Below are 17183 nucleotides of genomic sequence, written 5' to 3'. Positions count from 1 at the left end.
TTGTGTAATCACATCAACTCTGGTTCGGACGCTGGACGCCTGCGCGCTCCTCGAGCACATCGGTGCGGCGCACCTCGGTCCAGTACATCCAGATCAGCGACACCCAGGTCACGCCGTAGAGCAGCATGAACGCGCTCGAGCGCACCCCGGTGAGATCGAGCAGCGCGCCGAACATGATGGGCAGCAGGAAGCCACCCATGCCACCCACCAGGCCGACGATGCCCGACACTGCACCGATCTCCTTGGGAAACTCGTCCGAGATGTACTTGAACACCGAGGCCTTGCCGAAGGCGAAGGCCACGCCAACGACGAACAACAGCGCGGTGAAGACCCAGACATTCAGATGAATCGCGAAGGTTCGCGGCCCATCCACGGTCTGGACGGTGAATTCGGTATGCGGGTACGAGAGCAGGAACAGGCAGATCCACGACACCCACATCACCCACCAGGTGACCTTGTGCGCGCCGTAGCGGTCCGACAGCCACCCGCCCACGGCGCGCAGGACCCCGCCTGGCAGCGAGAAGCAGGCCGCAAGCAGTGCCGCCACCTGGATCCCCAGACCGAACTCGGCGACGTAGTACTTGGTCATCCACAGCGACAAGCCCACATAGCCGCCGAACACGATCGAGTAGTACTGGCAGTACTTCCACACGCGCGGATCCTTCAACACACGCAGCTGCTCGCGGAAGGTCACCGTCGAGGACACGCGATGCGAAGGATCGTCATAGGTGAAAAACCAGAACGCGAGCGCGATGATCAGCATGGCCGCAGCATAGATCTGCGGCACCGCAGCCCAGCCGAACAGCACCACCAGCGTGGGCGCCACCAGCTTCGTGACGGCGGCGCCCGAGTTGCCCGCGCCGAACACGCCCATCGCAAACCCCTGCTGCGCACGCTCGTACCAGCGCGCGCAGTAGGCGATCCCCACCGAAAACGACCCTCCAGCCAGACCTACGAACAGACCGGCCAGCAGGAATTGCCAGTACTCCGTGGCGTGCCCTATCAGGTAGATGGGCAGAACCGTGCACAGCATCAGCACGAAGAAGACGACCCTGCCGCCAAATCGGTCGGTCATCATCCCCAGCGGTAGTCGGACGAGTGAGCCCGTCAGCACCGGCGTGGCCGCAAGCAGGCCGAACTGGGTCTCATTGAGCGCAAGCATCTCCTTGATCGGGATGCCGATCACCGCGAACAGCATCCACGCCGCGAAACACATCGTGAATGCCGTCGTGCTCATGATGAGCACGGAAAGCTGCTGATACCTGCGCGTTGCCACGTCGGACCACTCCTGCACACCCGACCCCCTCGGGAACAGTCCGAAGCATAGGCATGCAACTGCCTGCGCACCATTCGCCAAAAGCAGGAGGCACAAAGGGCGCAGCCTCTCAACCTACACCTTTCGAACTAGGCCACACCCCGTATCACCACCTCCCCCCGGAACTACTCAGATTCCAGAACATGCCAAAAACATGATCCACTTCAATCATAAAAATCAAGATGAAATCAAAGACCAAACAAATCCAGCTCTAAAAAAATTGAATGGTTTTTCTCGGCGAGTTTTTACATCACGCCTTGACTTTCTTTAGTCAAGCCGTGATATTAATTGGCGGATATTTTTTGAGCTAAATCAAAAATCAATATAAAACAGCTATTTGCTAACACAGAAAGCACATTGGCATTAATTCCCCATTCGCATTAACAGGCGCCTTTTTTCGAATTGCCCTACCCTCCTTCCGGCTTATGGCGACCCTCCTGAGCGGGGTCTAGACTGATTTCCGAAATGCCGGGGAGTGAATCGTTCGTCTCCAGGGTTCGGCTGAAACACGGCCTGTGTTCAGCACTATCCGAGGTCATCGTCCGCAAGCGCACTCCGGCTGGTCAGACCGCCAACTGGAGGTGTTCCATGAAGATCATGATTGCGTACGACGACTCACGTAATGCGAAGCTTGCCCTCGCGCAGGTCGTCACCCTGTTCGGCAGACTCTCCCCCGAGATCACCCTCGTGACCGTGGTGGAGAACCCGGGCGACTCCACCGACAAGAACCTGGAGTTCTTCGACCAGGAAACCGAGGAGTTGCGCCAGGGGGTGGATCAAGCCCTGGCCTTCTGCTCCAAGGAAGGCATCAAGGCGCATGCGCTGTTCGCGCAAGGCGACGCGCGCAAGATGATTCTCGCCGCCACCAAGAAACACACGCCCGACATCCTCGTCGTGGCCCGCCACAGCCATCAGCCCGACGGTGGCTTCATCGCGAAATCCCTGACCTATTTCGTCGACGAGGTCGACTACATGACCTTCGGCAGCGTCAGCGCATTCCTCGCCCGCCGCGTGGAATGCCCACTGCTGATCCTGCCGAGCTGAGCCGGAACATCAAAACAAGAACAAGCGCCTGACAGAGAAAACGATTTCTCCTCATCACGCATCGAGGCCCCAAAATGGTCGTAGCCGATCTCTTCAAGTACCGGAATCCCGAAATCAGGGCACTGCACCTGACCTGGATTGCCTTCTTCATCTGCTTTTATGTCTGGTTCAACATGGCGCCGCTGGCATCGAGCATGCTGCGCAGCGCCGACTGGCTGACGAAGGACGACATCCGGCTGTTCGCAATTTGCAACGTCGCACTCACCATCCCGGCCCGCATCCTGGTCGGCGCCGCGCTTGACCGCTTCGGTCCGCGCCGTGTGTTCTCCATCCTGATGGTCACCATGGCCATCCCCGCCCTGTTCTTCGCATTCGGCACCACCAAGACGCAGTTGCTGGTGTCGCGCCTGGTGCTGTCGAGCGTGGGCGCCAGCTTCGTCGTCGGCATCCACATGACCGCGCTCTGGTTCAAGCCGCGCAGCATCGGTTTTGCCGAGGGCTTCTATGCCGGCTGGGGCAACTTCGGCTCGGCCGCGGCAGCCATGACGCTCCCGACCATCGCGCTCACCATGTTCGGCGGCGATGATGGCTGGCGATGGGCGCTCGCGATGAGCGGCATCGTGATGGCGGTCTATGGCGTCTTCTACTGGTTCGCAATCACCGACGGCCCCACCAACACCCACAGCAAGCCGCGCAAGACCGCAGCACTCGAGGTCAGCACCTGGGCGGACATGATCAAGCTGATCATCATGACGATTCCGTTGCTGGGCATCCTCTCAGTGCTCGTATGGCGGGTCGAAAAGATGGGCTACATCGACAGCGGCACGGCCTGGCTCTTCCATGCACTGATCGCCTTTGGCGTGATCTACCAGATCATCCAGATCCTTCGAGTGAACGTGCCCATCCTCAAGCAGGGCGTGCCCGAGGACGACCGATACCCGTTCAATAGCGTCGCGGCGCTCAACACCACCTATTTCGCCAACTTCGGTGCGGAACTGGCCGTGGTGTCGATGCTGCCGATGTTCTTCGAGCAGACCTGGGGCCTTTCGGCAGCAGCCGCCGGTCTCATCGCGTCCTCCTTCGCCTTTGTCAACCTCTTCGCCCGCCCGATCGGCGGTCTCGTCTCCGACCGTATGGGTAACCGCCGCTTCGTGATGCTGTCGTACATGTTCGGCATCGGCGTCGGCTTCGTGCTGATGGGGCTGATGAACGAAACCTGGCCGCTGTTCATCGCGGTCGCCGTGACGATCGCCTGCTCGGTTTTCGTGCAGGGCTCCGAAGGTGCCACCTTCGGCATCATCCCGTCGATCAAGCGCCGTGTGACCGGACAGATCTCCGGTATGGCTGGCGCTTACGGCAACGTGGGCGCGGTGTTCTACCTCACGCTCTTCACCTTCACCACCGCCGAGCAGTTCTTCTTCATCATCGCCGGCGGCGCCTTCGTCAGTTGGCTCGTGTGCTTCATCTGGTTGAAGGAGCCGGAGGGAGCGTTCGCCGAGGAATACTACGAGTCGTCGGTCGACCGCCAGATCGCACTCGAAGCGCAACAGGCCAATAGCGCCTGATCGGGCTCCTCAAGCCACGCAAGAACGCCACCACAAAATGTGGTGGCGTTCTTTTTTGTCCTTCAGCAGCGCAGGGAACGCGCGGATCAGCCTTCGGCCGGCTGTGACTCGGCCGCAGCGCATTCGAGCAGACGAGCCAGCTGCGAACGGTTACGCACACGAATTCGCCTCCCCGTCACGCTGAGAAGCTCGTCCTCGACCAGGCTGCGCAGCACCCGCGAGAAGGTCTCGGGCGTGAGATTGAGGAGCGAGGCGATGGTCTTCTTGGGCGCGGGCAGGATGACGCCCGCCTCGGGCCGTTCCAGCCGGTCGTACTGATCGAGCAGGTAGCTCACAACCCGCACCGAAGCGGTTCCGGCAGCAGTGCAACTGATCGCATCGATAAGACGCTGGATCCGCGCGCAGACCGCCTCCAGCATGCGGTTCGACAAGGCGGCGTCGAGCGCCACCGCCTCGAGGATCCGCTCCCTGGGAACGTGGATCAGCAACGCGGTGCCCACGGCCTGCGTCCAGGTCCGGTAACGGTGTCCGGTGAAGACCCCGATCTCGCCGAACATTCCGCCCGTCTCGAAGATCTCCACCACCTTCGGCCGCCCCTCCGGGCCATGCGACATCAGGCGCACCGCGCCACTGCACACGAAGAAGATCCCGGTCGGCACCGAACCACGCTCGAAGATCGAGGCGGAAGGCGAGAACCGGACGAATGCAGCTTCGCTTGCCAGGATATCCAGCACGCGCGGATCACTGCCTTGCAGAATCGGCATGTCCGCCAGCACCTCCCGGACGGACGCTCTTTTTGTTATCGAATGCACGCGAAACAGCCCCCTGGAATCGGTGCCGGCCATCATCGATGAATGACGACCCACGTCCTGCGCCAAGTGCACATGATCGCGGGCCGTATTTTTTTCCTATCGTAAGCCCGTTCGCCCCAGGTTTCCATTGCCCAATCGAATGCCGGCCTAGGTCGAAAGAACTAGGCTACACCCTACTCAAGGCGAGGCGGACTCCTGCAGTACCCGCTCAGGAACTGCAGGAGAGCATCGAGCAGCCAGCACGCGCACGCGCCCAGTCCGGCCTGCGTGCCGCAAAGCGCTCATAGCCAGGCTGTTCGCGATAGGGGGTACGCAGCACCTTCATCAGCAGTTCCAACTCGGACAGATCCCCCTGTTCGGCCGCGTCGATGGCCTGTTGCGCAAGATAGTTTCGGGGCACATAGAGGGGGTTCACTGCGTTCATCTCCGCCTTGCGCAGCGCCTGCGGGCGCCCCTCCTGTCGCAGGCGCGCGGCATAGTGGACCAGCCAAGCCTGCAGGGCCTCGGCACTCTGCTGACGGCGTACGGGGTCGTAGAACGCCGGTTCAAACGGACCGCTCTCCGGGGCATGCTCGTCGAGCCCGGCCAGGGTGCGGAAAAACAGGGTCATGTCGATCTCACCGGCCTGCAGTGCTGCATGCAGTTGCTCCAGCAGCCGGTCATCGTCGCCCCTGCCACTGCGCAAGGCCGAGCTTGGCCTGCATCATGCGCCGATAGGCCGCATCGTACCGATCCGGAAAGGCGGCCAGCGCCTGCTCCAGCGCTTCGGCCTGACCGATCGCCGGATGGAGGGCATTTGCGAGTTGCCACAGATTCCAGTGCGCGATCCGGGCCTGATGGCCGAAGCGATAGCGGCGACCACCCGCGTCAGTCGTGTTCGGCGTCCAGTCGGGATCGTAGTTGTCGATCCAGCCATAGGGCCCATAGTCGATGGTCAGGCCGAGGATGGACATGTTGTCGGTGTTCATCACGCCATGCACGAAACCGACCCGCATCCAGTGCGCGATCAACTCCGCGGTACGCTGGCACACTTCCTCGAACCAGCGCACCCGCCGGCGCGCAGGGTCCGACTCGGCCGCGCACAATCCGGGAAAGTCACGGTCGATAGTGAAGTCAATCAGTTGCCCCAGCACGGCCTCCTCGCCGCGCGAAGCAAGGATCTCGAAGTTGCCAAAGCGGATGAAGGAAGGTGCCACCCTGCAGACGACGGCGCCCGGCTCTGGGCGCGGATGTCCGTCATAGAACATGTCCCGCACCACCTGTTCGCCCGTGGCGACAAGGCTGAGTGCACGCGTGGTCGGCACGCCGAGGTGATGCATGGCCTCACTGCACAGGAACTCGCGCATGGAGGAGCGCAGCACCGCACGGCCGTCCGCGCGGCGCGAATACGGCGTCGGGCCGGCGCCCTTGAGTTGCAACTCCCAGCGCTCGCCCTGCGGGTTGATCGTCTCGCCCAGCGTAATCGCCCGCCCGTCGCCAAGCTGGCCCGCCCAGTTGCCGAACTGGTGGCCGCCATAGCATGCGGCATAGGGCTCCATGCCCGGAAGCAGCGCATTGCCACCAAATACCTCGGCGAACACCTGGCTGCGGATGTCCGCATCGTCGATGCCCAGCAAGCCGGCCACCTCCGGCGACCACGCCAGCAGCGCCGGCGCACGCACCGGTGTGGGTTCGACACGCGAATAGCAGGCGCCATACACCTGGCGTACATGCCGCCCTTCCTCCGGGTCGCCGGGCAGCTCGCGCACGAAGCGGTTGTCGAATCGAGGCGCTCTCATGGGGAATCCTTTTTTTATATAGTCGCCGCGGGGCGCACACGCCGGCCAAGGCTGCGACGCACTAGCCCCGGCGCGGATCGAAAGCGTCGCGCACCGCGTCCGCGAACAGATTCGCTGCCAGCACCAGCACGAACATGAACACGAAGGCTGCGGCCAGTGACCACCAGACCATCGGCTCGCGCGCAAGTTCGGCACGCGCCATGTTGATCATGGTGCCAAAGCTGATCGTGGTCGGATCGACACCGATACCGACGTAGGACAGCACCGCCTCGGCCAGCACCAGGCCGGAAAAATCCATCACCAACGCGATCATCACGATATGCATGACGTTGGGCAGGATGTGGCGGCGCAGGATGGCAGGTGTGCGCACACCGAAGGCGCGTGCCGCCTGCACGTACTCCAGCTCGCGCAGCTTCAGCGTCTCGCCGCGCAGCAGACGGGCCAAGCCCGTCCAGCTGGTGATGCCGAGGATGAAGCAGAGCGCCAGCAGGCGCGCATCCGACCGCTCGGCGGCGGTGTCGAACCACTGCGGGTTCGTATCGATCACCACCTGCATCATCAGTACCGCGGCCGCGATCAGCAGCACCCCGGGGATGGCATTGAGTACCGTGTAGAGGTACTGCACCACATCATCCACCCACCCACCGAGATACCCTGCGGCGATGCCGAGCGCCACCGCGAAGGGCATCATCACGAGCGTCGTCACTGTGCCGATCACGAGCGCGGTGCGCACGCTCTTCAGCGCCAGGTACAGCACGTCCTGCCCCACCTTGTCGGTACCCAGCACATGGTAGTAGGGCGCGAGCTGCACGCAGGCGGCTGCGATCAGCAACAGCACACCCAGCGTCAGCAGCGCCGCACGCCACGCCAGCACGGTCCGGCCGACGAGCATCGCCCCCGCGACCTCGCTCCAGCCCAGACCGCTGCCCCGCCACACCGCGGTGGCGAGGACCAGGAACGCACCACACCACCACAGCACGGCCTGCCCCAGCGCGCGCAGCAGGCGTGCGCCCACGTCCCCCGTGCGCGCTTCAGCGGGCAGATCGAGATGCACGGCTCCGTGCACGAGCCGCGGGTACTCGCGCACCTGTCGGCCATCGGGCAACTCGATGGTTTCGCGCTGGTACAGCGTCCATGCGAACGGTGCGGAGTAGGTCTTTTCGGTCTGCGCCCGCAGCGGCGAAAGCAGGGCATCGAGCACCGAAACGACCTCGGTGGAGTACCGCGCCGCCGGCATCGCCCCCGTACGCCCGGACCCGCCTGCTTCGCCCACCTCATTCGCCTCGTTCGCCGACCGCCCCACCTCCGCGCCCGCGCCCGCCGGCGGCAGCAGTTCGCGGTAATGAAGGCTGTCAAGCACCCCTATGGCGACAAAGGCAAGCAGCACGGTGGCTGCCGCCATACCGACCGGTCGCCGGCCCACCTTGCGCCACGCTTCGCACAAGGGCGGCTGGCTGCGGACATGGAAGACCGCGAGCACGCCCAGCCCGAGCAGCAGGAACAGCAGCGCGTCGGTCCACAGCAGCACCGGCTGGAAGCGCATCGCGGTCTCCAGTGGCGCACTCATTCCAGCCTCACCCGCGGATCGGCCAGCGTGTAGGAGAGGTCGGTCAGGATCAGGCCGATGATGTACAGCACCGAGCCGATGAAGACCATCGCCCGCACCACCGCGAAGTCCTGCGCGTTGATCGCGTCGATCGTGTAGCTGCCCAGCCCCGGAATCGCAAAGAAGGACTCGACCAGCAGACTGCCCATGAACAGCAGCGGGACCACCACCACCACGCCGGTCAGGATCGGGATCAGCGCATTGCGCAGCACGTGGCGGAACAGCACCGCGAGTTCGGACAGGCCCTTCGCACGCGCGGTGCGCACGTAGTCCTTGGAGATCTCCTCGAGGAAGATGGTGCGGTACCAGCGCGCAGACGAGCCGATTCCGGCCAGCACGCTGATCAGCACCGGCAGCACCAGAAAGCGCGCCGCATCCAGTCCGGGGGCGTAGCCCGAGATCGGCACCAGCGCCCACATCTTCGATACCAGCCACTGCCCGCCGATGATGTAGAACAGGCTGGAGATCGACATCATCGCCACGCACAGCACGACGCCCCAGAAATCCAGCCGGGTGGCGCGGAAGAACACCAGCAGCAGCGCTAGACTGATCGACACGAACAGGCTGAGGATGAAGGTCGGAACCGCGATCGCCAGCGACGGCCCCATGCGGTCGCGGATCTCCTGGCCGATGTCGCGACCGTCGTCGGCGCGACCGAACTCGAGCGCGAACATGCGCAGCGACTTGTCGAAGAAGATCGTCTCGGTGAAACGCGCCGGCCCCTCGGCCGAGGCGTTCACGAACATGGGCTTGTCGTAGCCGCGCTCCACCTTCCAGCGCTCGATCGCCTCCGGCGTGGCCCGCTTGACGCCGATGTGCATGCGCGCCATGTCGTCGGGCGAGTTCACCACGAAGAAGAGCACGAAGGTCAGCAGGTTCACCCCGATCAGGATCGGAACCGCGTACAGCACGCGGCGCAGGAGATAGGCCAGCATCAGCGCAAAGTCCCCGTGTCCGTCTGCGCGGTGGCGGTTTCGCTCCGCCGCCAGTGCAGGACCGCCGGCGCCACCAGCGCCAGCAGCAGCAGCGCAACCAGCCCCAGCGGCCACAGCACCGGCCGGTTCCACTGCGCGCGCGCGGCCTCGCGGCGCTCGATGTCGAGGCGCTGGTACTTCATCGTATTACGCACCATCGCCCCGGTCTTGCGGTTCAACAACCACCCATGCTGAAGCGAATACGACATCGGGTGGAAGGCGAAGATCCAGGGCGCATCCTGCTGCAGCATCGCCACCATGCGATCGATGATCTGCTGGCGCGCGGGGCCGTCGGGCATGGCCTTCATGCGCTCGAACAGCGCGTCGTACTCGGGGTTCTCGTAGTTGGCCGCGTTCTGGCCATTGAACCTCACCTTGCCCTGCGGACCATGGAGCAGGAAGAGCAGGTTCTCCGGGTCCGGGTAGTCCGCGTTCCAGCCGAAGAAGAAGAGCTGTGCATTGCCCTTGCGCACCTTGTCCTGGAAGCGGTTGAAATCAGTCGGCCGCACCACGAACTGCACCCCCAGATCCCGGAATTTCTTCGCCAACCAGTCCGAGCGCGCCTTGTCGCCCAGCCCGCCGGGCGTGGTGTCGAGATGGATCACCAGCGGCTCGCCGGTTTGCGCATTGCGCCCGTCGGGCCAGCCAGCCTCTGCGAGCAGTTGGCGCGCCGCGTCGACGCCCCGGCGCACCGGGCGGCCTCCCGCCTCGTTGCCTTGCCACGCATAGACGACAGGGTTGATGCCCGCCCTGCCCTCGCGCGCGCCAAAGATGCCCGGCGGCAACGGGCTCATGCCCGGCAGTCCCCGCCCGTTGAGGAAGATCGACACGAACTCCTCCATGTCGAGCGCAATCGAGATCGCCTGGCGCAGTTTGCGCGCACGCGCCTGCTCCGCCTTCGACGCGCCGCCGCCCACCAGCGGATCAAGCATGTTGAAGCCGAGGTAGAAGATCGATGGCGAAACCGAGGTCAGCAGGCGGATGCCCTTGTCCTCCATGTCCTCGGACAGGGAGACCTCGCCCTGACTGGTCAGCGACACGGCCTGATCGAAGTTGTCCGAGGACACGCCCGAAGCGTCGTAATAGCCTTGCAGGAACTTGTTCCAGTATGGAATGCCCTCGCGCTCACGCGAGAACACCACCTTGTCGATGAAGGGCATGAGCTTGCCGCAGTCGGCGAGCAGGCCGGCTTCGACATCCCCCGGCTCGCCCTCGCAGGGATAGGCCTCGCCGCGGTAGTTGGGGTTACGCGCCAGCACCATGCGCGCATTCGGATTGTTCTCGACCAGCATGTAGGGCCCGGTGCCAACCGGCCACCAGTCCAGCGTGAGGTTGCGCTCGACCATGCCCGGCTGGGCGAAGAAGCGGTCGACCTCGCGCGGCACCGGACTGAAGAAGGGCATGGAGAGCCAGTACAGGAACTGCGGGTAGGCACCCTGCAGCGTGATGCGATAGACCTGCTCATCCACCACCTCCACCCCGGGCAGATCGAAGCGGTCGAGGTCCAGCCATCCGGTGGCCGGCCCCGCCGCCCCGTCAGCCACATGCGGCTTTCCGTCTGCTGCACGCCCTGCGTCCAGCGCGGCCTGCAGATCCGCCTGCAAGGTCTTCAAGCCCGGCAGGTACTCCGCCATGAGCTCGAAGATCGGCGAATGCAGCCGCGGATGGGCAAGGCGCTTGATCTGGTAGACGTAGTCCGCAGCACGCAGCTCGCGCGTCCCGGTTTCGGGGAAATCGGCCAGGCCGCGCACACTGCGCAGCTCGGCCGCGCTCAGACCCAGATAACGCGGGCGACCATCTTCCCCGCGAGCAAACGCAGGGTGGGGCTGGTACAGGATGCCTGGGCGGATGCGTACTTCCACCACGGTGCGGGCGACCCTGGCCGGATCGGCGTCCGCGGCCAGCTCGCGTCCGGCCGCATCGAGGCGACGCAGCCGCGGCATCCCGTCGGCTGTCGCCGGCTCCAGCGCATAGGGCCGTTTCAGGTAGTGGTACTGCAGCGGGGGTTCGACGATCTGGTACAGGAAGGTGGCCTCATCCTCGCTGTAAGACTGCACTGGATCCAGATGCTTCGGGCGCTCGGTGAAGGCGGTATAGAGCACGTTGCCGCCACGCTCGGCAACCGGATACGGGTCATTCCATACATCGCCGCAGCCCGCGGCAAGCGAGGCGGCGAGCACAGCGATGCCCACCCGCAACAGCACCGCAGGGCGCGCACGCACAAGGCCCACTCCCCGTCCAGCGGGGAAGGCGCAGGCACAGCGTAGGGCTCGGAGAAGGCTTTGGGTCCAGCGCACGTGGAGGCTTCAGTTGGGCGGTCGGGGCGTCGGAGCCGTGGATTCTGGCAGCTTTTGGTGCCGGACGCGATCGGGGGCGCCTATCCCGGCCGGGGTTTTGGCTATAATTCCCGCCTTGACAATAGGAGTATCGATCCATGGGCTTTCTTGCCGGCAAACGAATCCTGATCACGGGCCTGCTCAGCAACCGCTCGATCGCTTACGGTATTGCCAAGGCCATGCACCGCGAGGGCGCGGAGCTCGCCTTCACCTACCAGAACGAACGTTTCAAGGACCGCGTCGCCAAACTGGCGGCCGACTTCGACAGCACGCTGATCTTCCCGCTCGATGTGCAGGACGACGCACAGATCACCGGCCTCTTCGAACAGATCGGCCAGCACTGGGACGGGCTCGACAGCCTGGTGCACTCCATCGCCTTCGCCCCCGGTGAAGCGCTCGAGGGCGACTTCCTTGATGGGCTCACCCGCGAAGCCTTCCGCATCTCGCAGGAAGTCAGCACCTACAGCTTCCCCGCGCTGGTCAAGGCTGCACGCCCGATGATGAAGGGCCGCAACGGCTCGGTGCTCACCCTGTCCTACCTGGGCGCGGTACGCACCATGCCCAACTACAACATCATGGGTCTGGCCAAGGCGAGCCTCGAGGCCTCGGTGCGCTACCTCGCCGTGACCCTCGGTCCGGAAGGGACGCGCGCCAACGCGATCTCCGCCGGCCCGATCAAGACCCTGGCCGCCTCGGGTATCGGCAGCTTCGGCAAGCTGCTCGCCTTCAACGAACATAACGCACCGCTGCGCCGCAACGTCACGATCGAAGAGGTCGGCAACGCCGCAGCCTTCATCTGCTCGGACCTCGCCAGCGGCATCACCGGCGAGATCATGTATGTGGACGGCGGCTTCAACACCACCGCCCTCGGCAACGCCCTGCCCCTGCCGCAGTAAGCCTGGCAATGCCTGCCGACCAGCAGTTCCGGTCGGCAATCTCCTAGCCAGCAAAAAGCCCGGACTCGAGAGCCCGGGCTTTTTCATGTCTGTACAGCGGGCAGCGTTCGCTGCAGAGAGCCTGTCGGCGTGCCTGCCGCTGAGCGCCACGGGGCGCTCATCGCTCAGGGCTTCTGCAACACTGCCTGATTGACCTGCACCTCGTAGCGCTGACGCAGATCGGAAAGGAAGGCGCCAAAATCGCGCCCTGCAAGCAGCTGCGCATACTGCGAAGCCACCGCCTCCACGCGCGGATCGTCCTTGTCCAGATCGGGGCGGGTCACCGCCTCGATGCGGTAGATCACATAGTCGCTCTCCGGCAGTTGCACGCCGACGTGCGCCGGGAGCGCCTCGGTCGCCGCGGAGAACACAGCCTGCATGGCTGCCGCGGGAAGACTCGGCGCTCCACGCTGTGCGGCGCGCTCCTCGCTCCACTTCGCCTCGACCGACTCCCCCTTCTCCAGGCGGGCCAGCGTCGCCTTGCCCGCCGCCTCGGCCCGCGCCCTGCCCTGCTCGTCGCGCAGCATACCGACGATGCGCTCGCGAACGGCCTCCAGCGGCAACTGGGTTGCAGCCTCGAAGGTCTTCACGCGCGCGGAAACCAGCGCGCCTGAAGCGATCTCGATCGCCTCGGTGTTGTGGCCCTTCTGCACCGCCTCTTCGCTGAACACGGCACTGATCAGGCGTGCGTTGTCGAAGGGCGCCGCAGCCGGGGCATCCCGGCTGATCCAGTCGGTGGTACGAACCTCCAGACCGAGCGCCTCTGCGGCCGGCGCCAGGGTATCGGGCTGCTCATAAACCGTGTTGGCGAACTGCTCGGCCAGCTCGGCAAAGCGCCGCCCGGCCTCCTGCGCGCGCAACTCGGCGAGGATCTCGCCGCGTACCTCGTCGAAGGCACGAAGCGAAGCCGGTTTGATCTCGGTGACCTCCACCACATGCACACCAAACTCGCTGCGCACCGGATCCCCAACCTGCCCCGGTGCCTGCGAGAAAACGGCCTCCTCGAAGGCGCCGACCATGACACCGCGCCCAAAGAAACCGAGGTCGCCGCCACGACTGGCTGAACCCGGGTCTTGGGATTTCTCCTTCGCCAGATCCGCAAAGCGGGCCGGATCGGAGCGCAGGGTTTCGACCAGGCCGCGTGCCTCCGCCATCACCCGATCAACCTCGGCCTGCTCCGCACCCGCATCGAGCGCGAGCAGGATGTGGCGGGCACGGCGCTCCTCGGCCACACCGAAGCGCTGCGGGTTGCCGTCGTAAAAGGCGCGTACAGCATCGTCTGCGATCTCGATCTTCTGCTCGACGGCTGCACGGTCGAAGATCAGGTACTCGGCCTGCACGCGGGCGGGCTGCTCGAAGCGCGCCGGGTTCTGTGCGTAGAACGCCGCGACTTGCTCGTCCGTGATCTCGACGCCTTCGACATGGTCGGCAGCCGCGAAACGCAACTCACGCACCTTGCGCTCTTCAAGCTGCGCGTCGAGGAAGCGGCGCGCCGAGGCCTCCGGCACAAAACCCGCATCGCCCACCGCGGCCACGACCTGCTGGATGCGCACGTCCTGCGCCAGGCGCGCTTCGAAGCTCGCGGGCGTCATCCCCTGCGCGCGCAGCATGGTCTCGTAGCGCTGCAGCGAGAAGCGCCCCTCCTCCTGGAATGCGGGCACGCCCGCGATCGTGTCCTGAAGCTGGGCGGGCGTCACCACCAGCCGGCTGTCGAGCGCGTACAACGCAAGCACACGCTGGTTGATGAGGTTGTCCAGGACGGCCTTGCGAAGCTCGGGAGAGTCGAGCAGTTCGCGGTTGATCTGCCCCCCTGCGCTCTCGCGCAGACGGTCCTGCTGGTTGCGCAACGCATCGTCGAACTCGAAGGTGCTGATGCTGCTGCCACCGACCGTGGCGGCATCGTTGCCCCGGGCGGAGTCGCTGAAATACGCATCCATGCCAAAGAACGCGAAAGGAATGATGAGCAGCGCCAGGATGACCTGTGCGACCCGCTTGTTTTTGCGAATGGATTCGAACATCTCGATTTCCGTGGGAACTGACGGGAGTCGTATGCGCATGACGGGTCCGAACGAACCCCTCCGCGCACGAAAGGCAGCAGTTTAACGCATTCACCGCCTGATCTGGCTGCAGGCGCGACAACGCCCGGGGGCTTCTCAGCCACCCGGGCGCGGGCACAATTCCAGTCGTCTTCAGGCGAGCCTGTCGAACACCAGCACGCCTTCACGGGCGTCGACCCGGATGCGGTCCCTGGCAGCGAATCTGCCTTCCAGGATCGCCTTCGCGAGCGGATTCTCGATGCGCTCCTGGATCGCGCGCTTGAGCGGCCGGGCGCCGAAAACCGGGTCGAAGCCCGCACTCGCCAGCTCGGCCAGCGCGCCGTCGGTCACCTCAAGCCCCATCTCCAGCCGCGCCAGACGCTTCTCGAGGTACTGAAGCTGGATACGAGCGATGCCGGCGATATGCTTCTCGTCGAGCGCATGGAACACCACCACCTCGTCGATGCGGTTGATGAACTCGGGGCGGAAATACGTTTTGACTTCCGCCATCACCGCGAGCTTGATCACGCCGTAGTCGTCACCCGCCATGGCCTGGATCATCTGGCTGCCCAGGTTGGAGGTCATGACGATCACGGTGTTCTTGAAGTCCACCGTGCGCCCCTGGCCGTCGGTCATGCGGCCATCGTCGAGCACCTGCAGCAGCACGTTGAACACGTCCGGGTGCGCCTTCTCGACCTCGTCGAACAGGATCACGCTGTAGGGCTTGCGCCGCACCTGCTCGGTCAGATAGCCACCCTCCTCATAGCCGACGTAGCCCGGGGGGGCGCCGATCAGGCGTGCGACCGAGTGCTTCTCCATGAACTCGCTCATGTCGATGCGGATCAGGTGCTCCTCAGAGTCGAAGAGGAAATTCGCCAGCGTCTTGCACAGCTCGGTCTTGCCCACGCCAGTCGGACCAAGGAACAGGAAGGAGCCGTACGGCCGGTTCTCGTCCGACAGGCCCGCGCGCGAACGTCGGATGGCGTCGGCCACCAGGCGTACGGCCTCGTCCTGACCGACCACGCGCTCGTGCAGCTTGTCCTCCATCTTCAGCAGTTTCTCGCGCTCGCCCTGCATCATCTTGCTCACCGGGATGCCGGTGGCGCGCGACACCACCTCGGCGATCTCCTCAGTACCAACCTGGGTACGCAAGAGCTTGTTTGGCGTGGCGTTCTCGCCCGCCTGCTCGGCCATCTTCAGCTGGCCCTCGAGTTGCGGCAGTTTGCCGTACTGCAGCTCAGCCACCTTGTCGAGCTGGCCTTTGCGCTGGAACTCCGCCATCTGCGCACGCAGCGCGTCGATCTCTTCCTTGATGTGGGCCGAGCCGGCAGCTTTGGATTTCTCGGCCTTCCAGATCTCCTCGAGGTCGTTGTACTCACGCTGCAGCTTGGCGAGTTCTTCCTCGATCAGCTGCAGGCGCTTCTGCGAGGCCTCGTCCTTCTCCTTTTTCACCGCCTCGCGCTCGATCTTGAGCTGGATCATGCGGCGGTCGAGCTTGTCCATGACCTCCGGCTTCGAGTCGATCTCCATCTTGATGCGCGCGGCCGCCTCGTCGATCAGGTCGATCGCCTTGTCGGGCAGGAAGCGGTCGGTGATGTAGCGGTGTGACAGCTCGGCCGCGGCAACGATGGCCGGGTCGGTGATGTCGACGCCGTGGTGGATCTCGTACTTCTCCTGCAGACCACGGAGGATGGCGATCGTCGCCTCCACCGTCGGCTCGTCGACCAGCACCTTCTGAAAGCGGCGCTCGAGCGCGGCGTCCTTCTCGATGTACTTGCGGTACTCGTCCAGCGTGGTCGCGCCGATGCAATGCAGTTCGCCGCGGGCAAGCGCGGGCTTGAGCATGTTGCCGGCATCCATCGCGCCCTCGGCCTTGCCCGCGCCGACCATGGTATGGATCTCATCGATGAAGAGGATGATGCGCCCTTCTTCCTGGGCGATCTCCTTCAACACCGCCTTGAGACGCTCCTCGAACTCGCCGCGGTACTTGGCGCCGGCGAGCAGCGCGGCCATGTCGAGCGACAGCACTTTCTTGCCCTTGAGCGTCTCGGGGACCTCGTCGTTGACGATGCGTTGCGCCAGGCCCTCCACGATCGCGGTCTTGCCTACGCCGGGTTCGCCGATCAGTACCGGGTTGTTCTTGGTGCGACGCTGCAGGATCTGGATCGCGCGGCGGATCTCGTCGTCACGGCCGATCACCGGGTCCAGCTTGCCGCTGCGTGCACGCTCGGTCAGGTCAAGGCAGTACTTCGACAGCGACTCGCGCTGTCCCTCGGCATCCTGGCTGCCCACGCTGGCACCCCCGCGCACGGCCTCGATCGCGGCCTCGAGCGCCTTGCGATTCAGTCCGTTCTCCTTCAGCAGCCGGCCGGCCTCGCCCTTGTCCTCGCACAACGCGAGCAGGAACATCTCGCTGGCGATGAACTGGTCGCCGCGCCTCTGCGCCTCCTTGTCGGTGACGTTGAGGAGATTGTTGAGATCGCGTCCGATGCTGACCTCGCCGCCATGGCCTTCGACCTTGGGCAGCCGGCCGATGGCTTTAACGGTCGCGGCCTTGAGCGGTGGCACATTGACACCGGCACGCTGCAACAGCGACACACTGCCGCCGTCGTCCTGCTCGAGCAGGGCCTGCAGCAGGTGCAGCGGCTCGATGAATTGCTGGTCGTTCCCCACGGCGATGCTTTGCGCATCGGCCAGGGCCTGCTGGAATTTGGTAGTGAGCTTGTCGAAGCGCATCGCGGGCATCCTCGGGAATCGTTGAACTGAACCCTATGTGGGGTGC

General features: G+C 64.5%; 10 protein-coding genes and 1 pseudogene. 3 read left to right on the top strand and 8 right to left on the bottom strand.

The annotated features are described in order from the left end of the window. Nucleotides 1-13: 13 nt before the first annotated feature. On the bottom strand, nt 14-1237 hold the full coding sequence (locus ACPT9U_RS11545) for an MFS transporter (RefSeq protein WP_435751038.1): 1224 nt from the start codon (nt 1235-1237) through the stop codon (nt 14-16). Nucleotides 1238-1903: 666 nt separating this feature from the next. Between ACPT9U_RS11545 and ACPT9U_RS11540 the strand changes: the two genes are divergently transcribed. Together ACPT9U_RS11540 and ACPT9U_RS11535 are read left to right on the top strand one after the other, a co-directional pair. Continuing rightward, on the top strand, nt 1904-2359 hold the full coding sequence (locus ACPT9U_RS11540) for a universal stress protein (protein ID WP_418365005.1): 456 nt from the start codon (nt 1904-1906) through the stop codon (nt 2357-2359). Nucleotides 2360-2433: 74 nt separating this feature from the next. Then, nucleotides 2434-3924: an MFS transporter gene (locus tag ACPT9U_RS11535; RefSeq protein ID WP_418365006.1), complete on the top strand. Its 1491-nt coding sequence runs from the start codon at nt 2434-2436 to the stop codon at nt 3922-3924. A gap of 86 nt (nt 3925-4010) precedes the next feature. Here ACPT9U_RS11535 and ACPT9U_RS11530 read toward each other — a convergent pair whose 3' ends face one another. From ACPT9U_RS11530 to ACPT9U_RS11510, 5 genes and pseudogenes are all read right to left on the bottom strand, one after another. Continuing rightward, on the bottom strand, nt 4011-4772 hold the full coding sequence (locus ACPT9U_RS11530) for a Crp/Fnr family transcriptional regulator (RefSeq protein ID WP_418365007.1): 762 nt from the start codon (nt 4770-4772) through the stop codon (nt 4011-4013). A 172-nt stretch (nt 4773-4944) separates the two neighbouring features. Next, nucleotides 4945-6514: pseudogene (locus ACPT9U_RS11525) on the bottom strand (protein adenylyltransferase SelO). A 61-nt stretch (nt 6515-6575) separates the two neighbouring features. After that, nucleotides 6576-8057: an ABC transporter permease gene (locus ACPT9U_RS11520; protein ID WP_418365113.1), complete on the bottom strand. Its 1482-nt coding sequence runs from the start codon at nt 8055-8057 to the stop codon at nt 6576-6578. Between the two features lie 20 nt (nt 8058-8077). After that, entirely contained in the window at nt 8078-9055 is a 978-nt protein-coding gene (locus ACPT9U_RS11515; protein ID WP_418365009.1) for an ABC transporter permease, read from the bottom strand. Continuing rightward, nucleotides 9055-11316: an ABC transporter substrate-binding protein gene (locus ACPT9U_RS11510; RefSeq protein WP_418365010.1), complete on the bottom strand. Its 2262-nt coding sequence runs from the start codon at nt 11314-11316 to the stop codon at nt 9055-9057. Before ACPT9U_RS11510 ends, ACPT9U_RS11515 begins: the two co-directional genes overlap by 1 nt. A 212-nt stretch (nt 11317-11528) precedes the next feature. On the opposite strand from ACPT9U_RS11510, the gene fabI reads away from it, so the two are divergent. Next, the gene (fabI, locus tag ACPT9U_RS11505) at nt 11529-12326 is read left to right on the top strand and encodes an enoyl-ACP reductase FabI (protein ID WP_418365011.1); all 798 of its coding nucleotides are present in this window, start codon (nt 11529-11531) and stop codon (nt 12324-12326) included. 164 nt (nt 12327-12490) lie between these two features. On the opposite strand, the gene ACPT9U_RS11500 is transcribed toward fabI, so the two are convergent. Together ACPT9U_RS11500 and clpB are read right to left on the bottom strand one after the other, a co-directional pair. Continuing rightward, on the bottom strand, nt 12491-14383 hold the full coding sequence (locus ACPT9U_RS11500) for a SurA N-terminal domain-containing protein (RefSeq protein ID WP_418365012.1): 1893 nt from the start codon (nt 14381-14383) through the stop codon (nt 12491-12493). Nucleotides 14384-14554: 171 nt separating this feature from the next. Beyond that, a complete protein-coding gene (gene clpB, locus ACPT9U_RS11495; RefSeq protein WP_418365114.1) occupies nt 14555-17137 on the bottom strand; it encodes an ATP-dependent chaperone ClpB in 2583 nt (860 codons plus the stop codon). Nucleotides 17138-17183: the final 46 nt, after the last annotated feature.

Origin of the sequence: Thauera sp. AutoDN2 (assembly GCF_051280715.1) — a bacterium.
GTDB lineage: Bacteria > Pseudomonadota > Gammaproteobacteria > Burkholderiales > Rhodocyclaceae > Thauera.
This window is presented reverse-complemented; position numbering and strand designations above follow the sequence as displayed.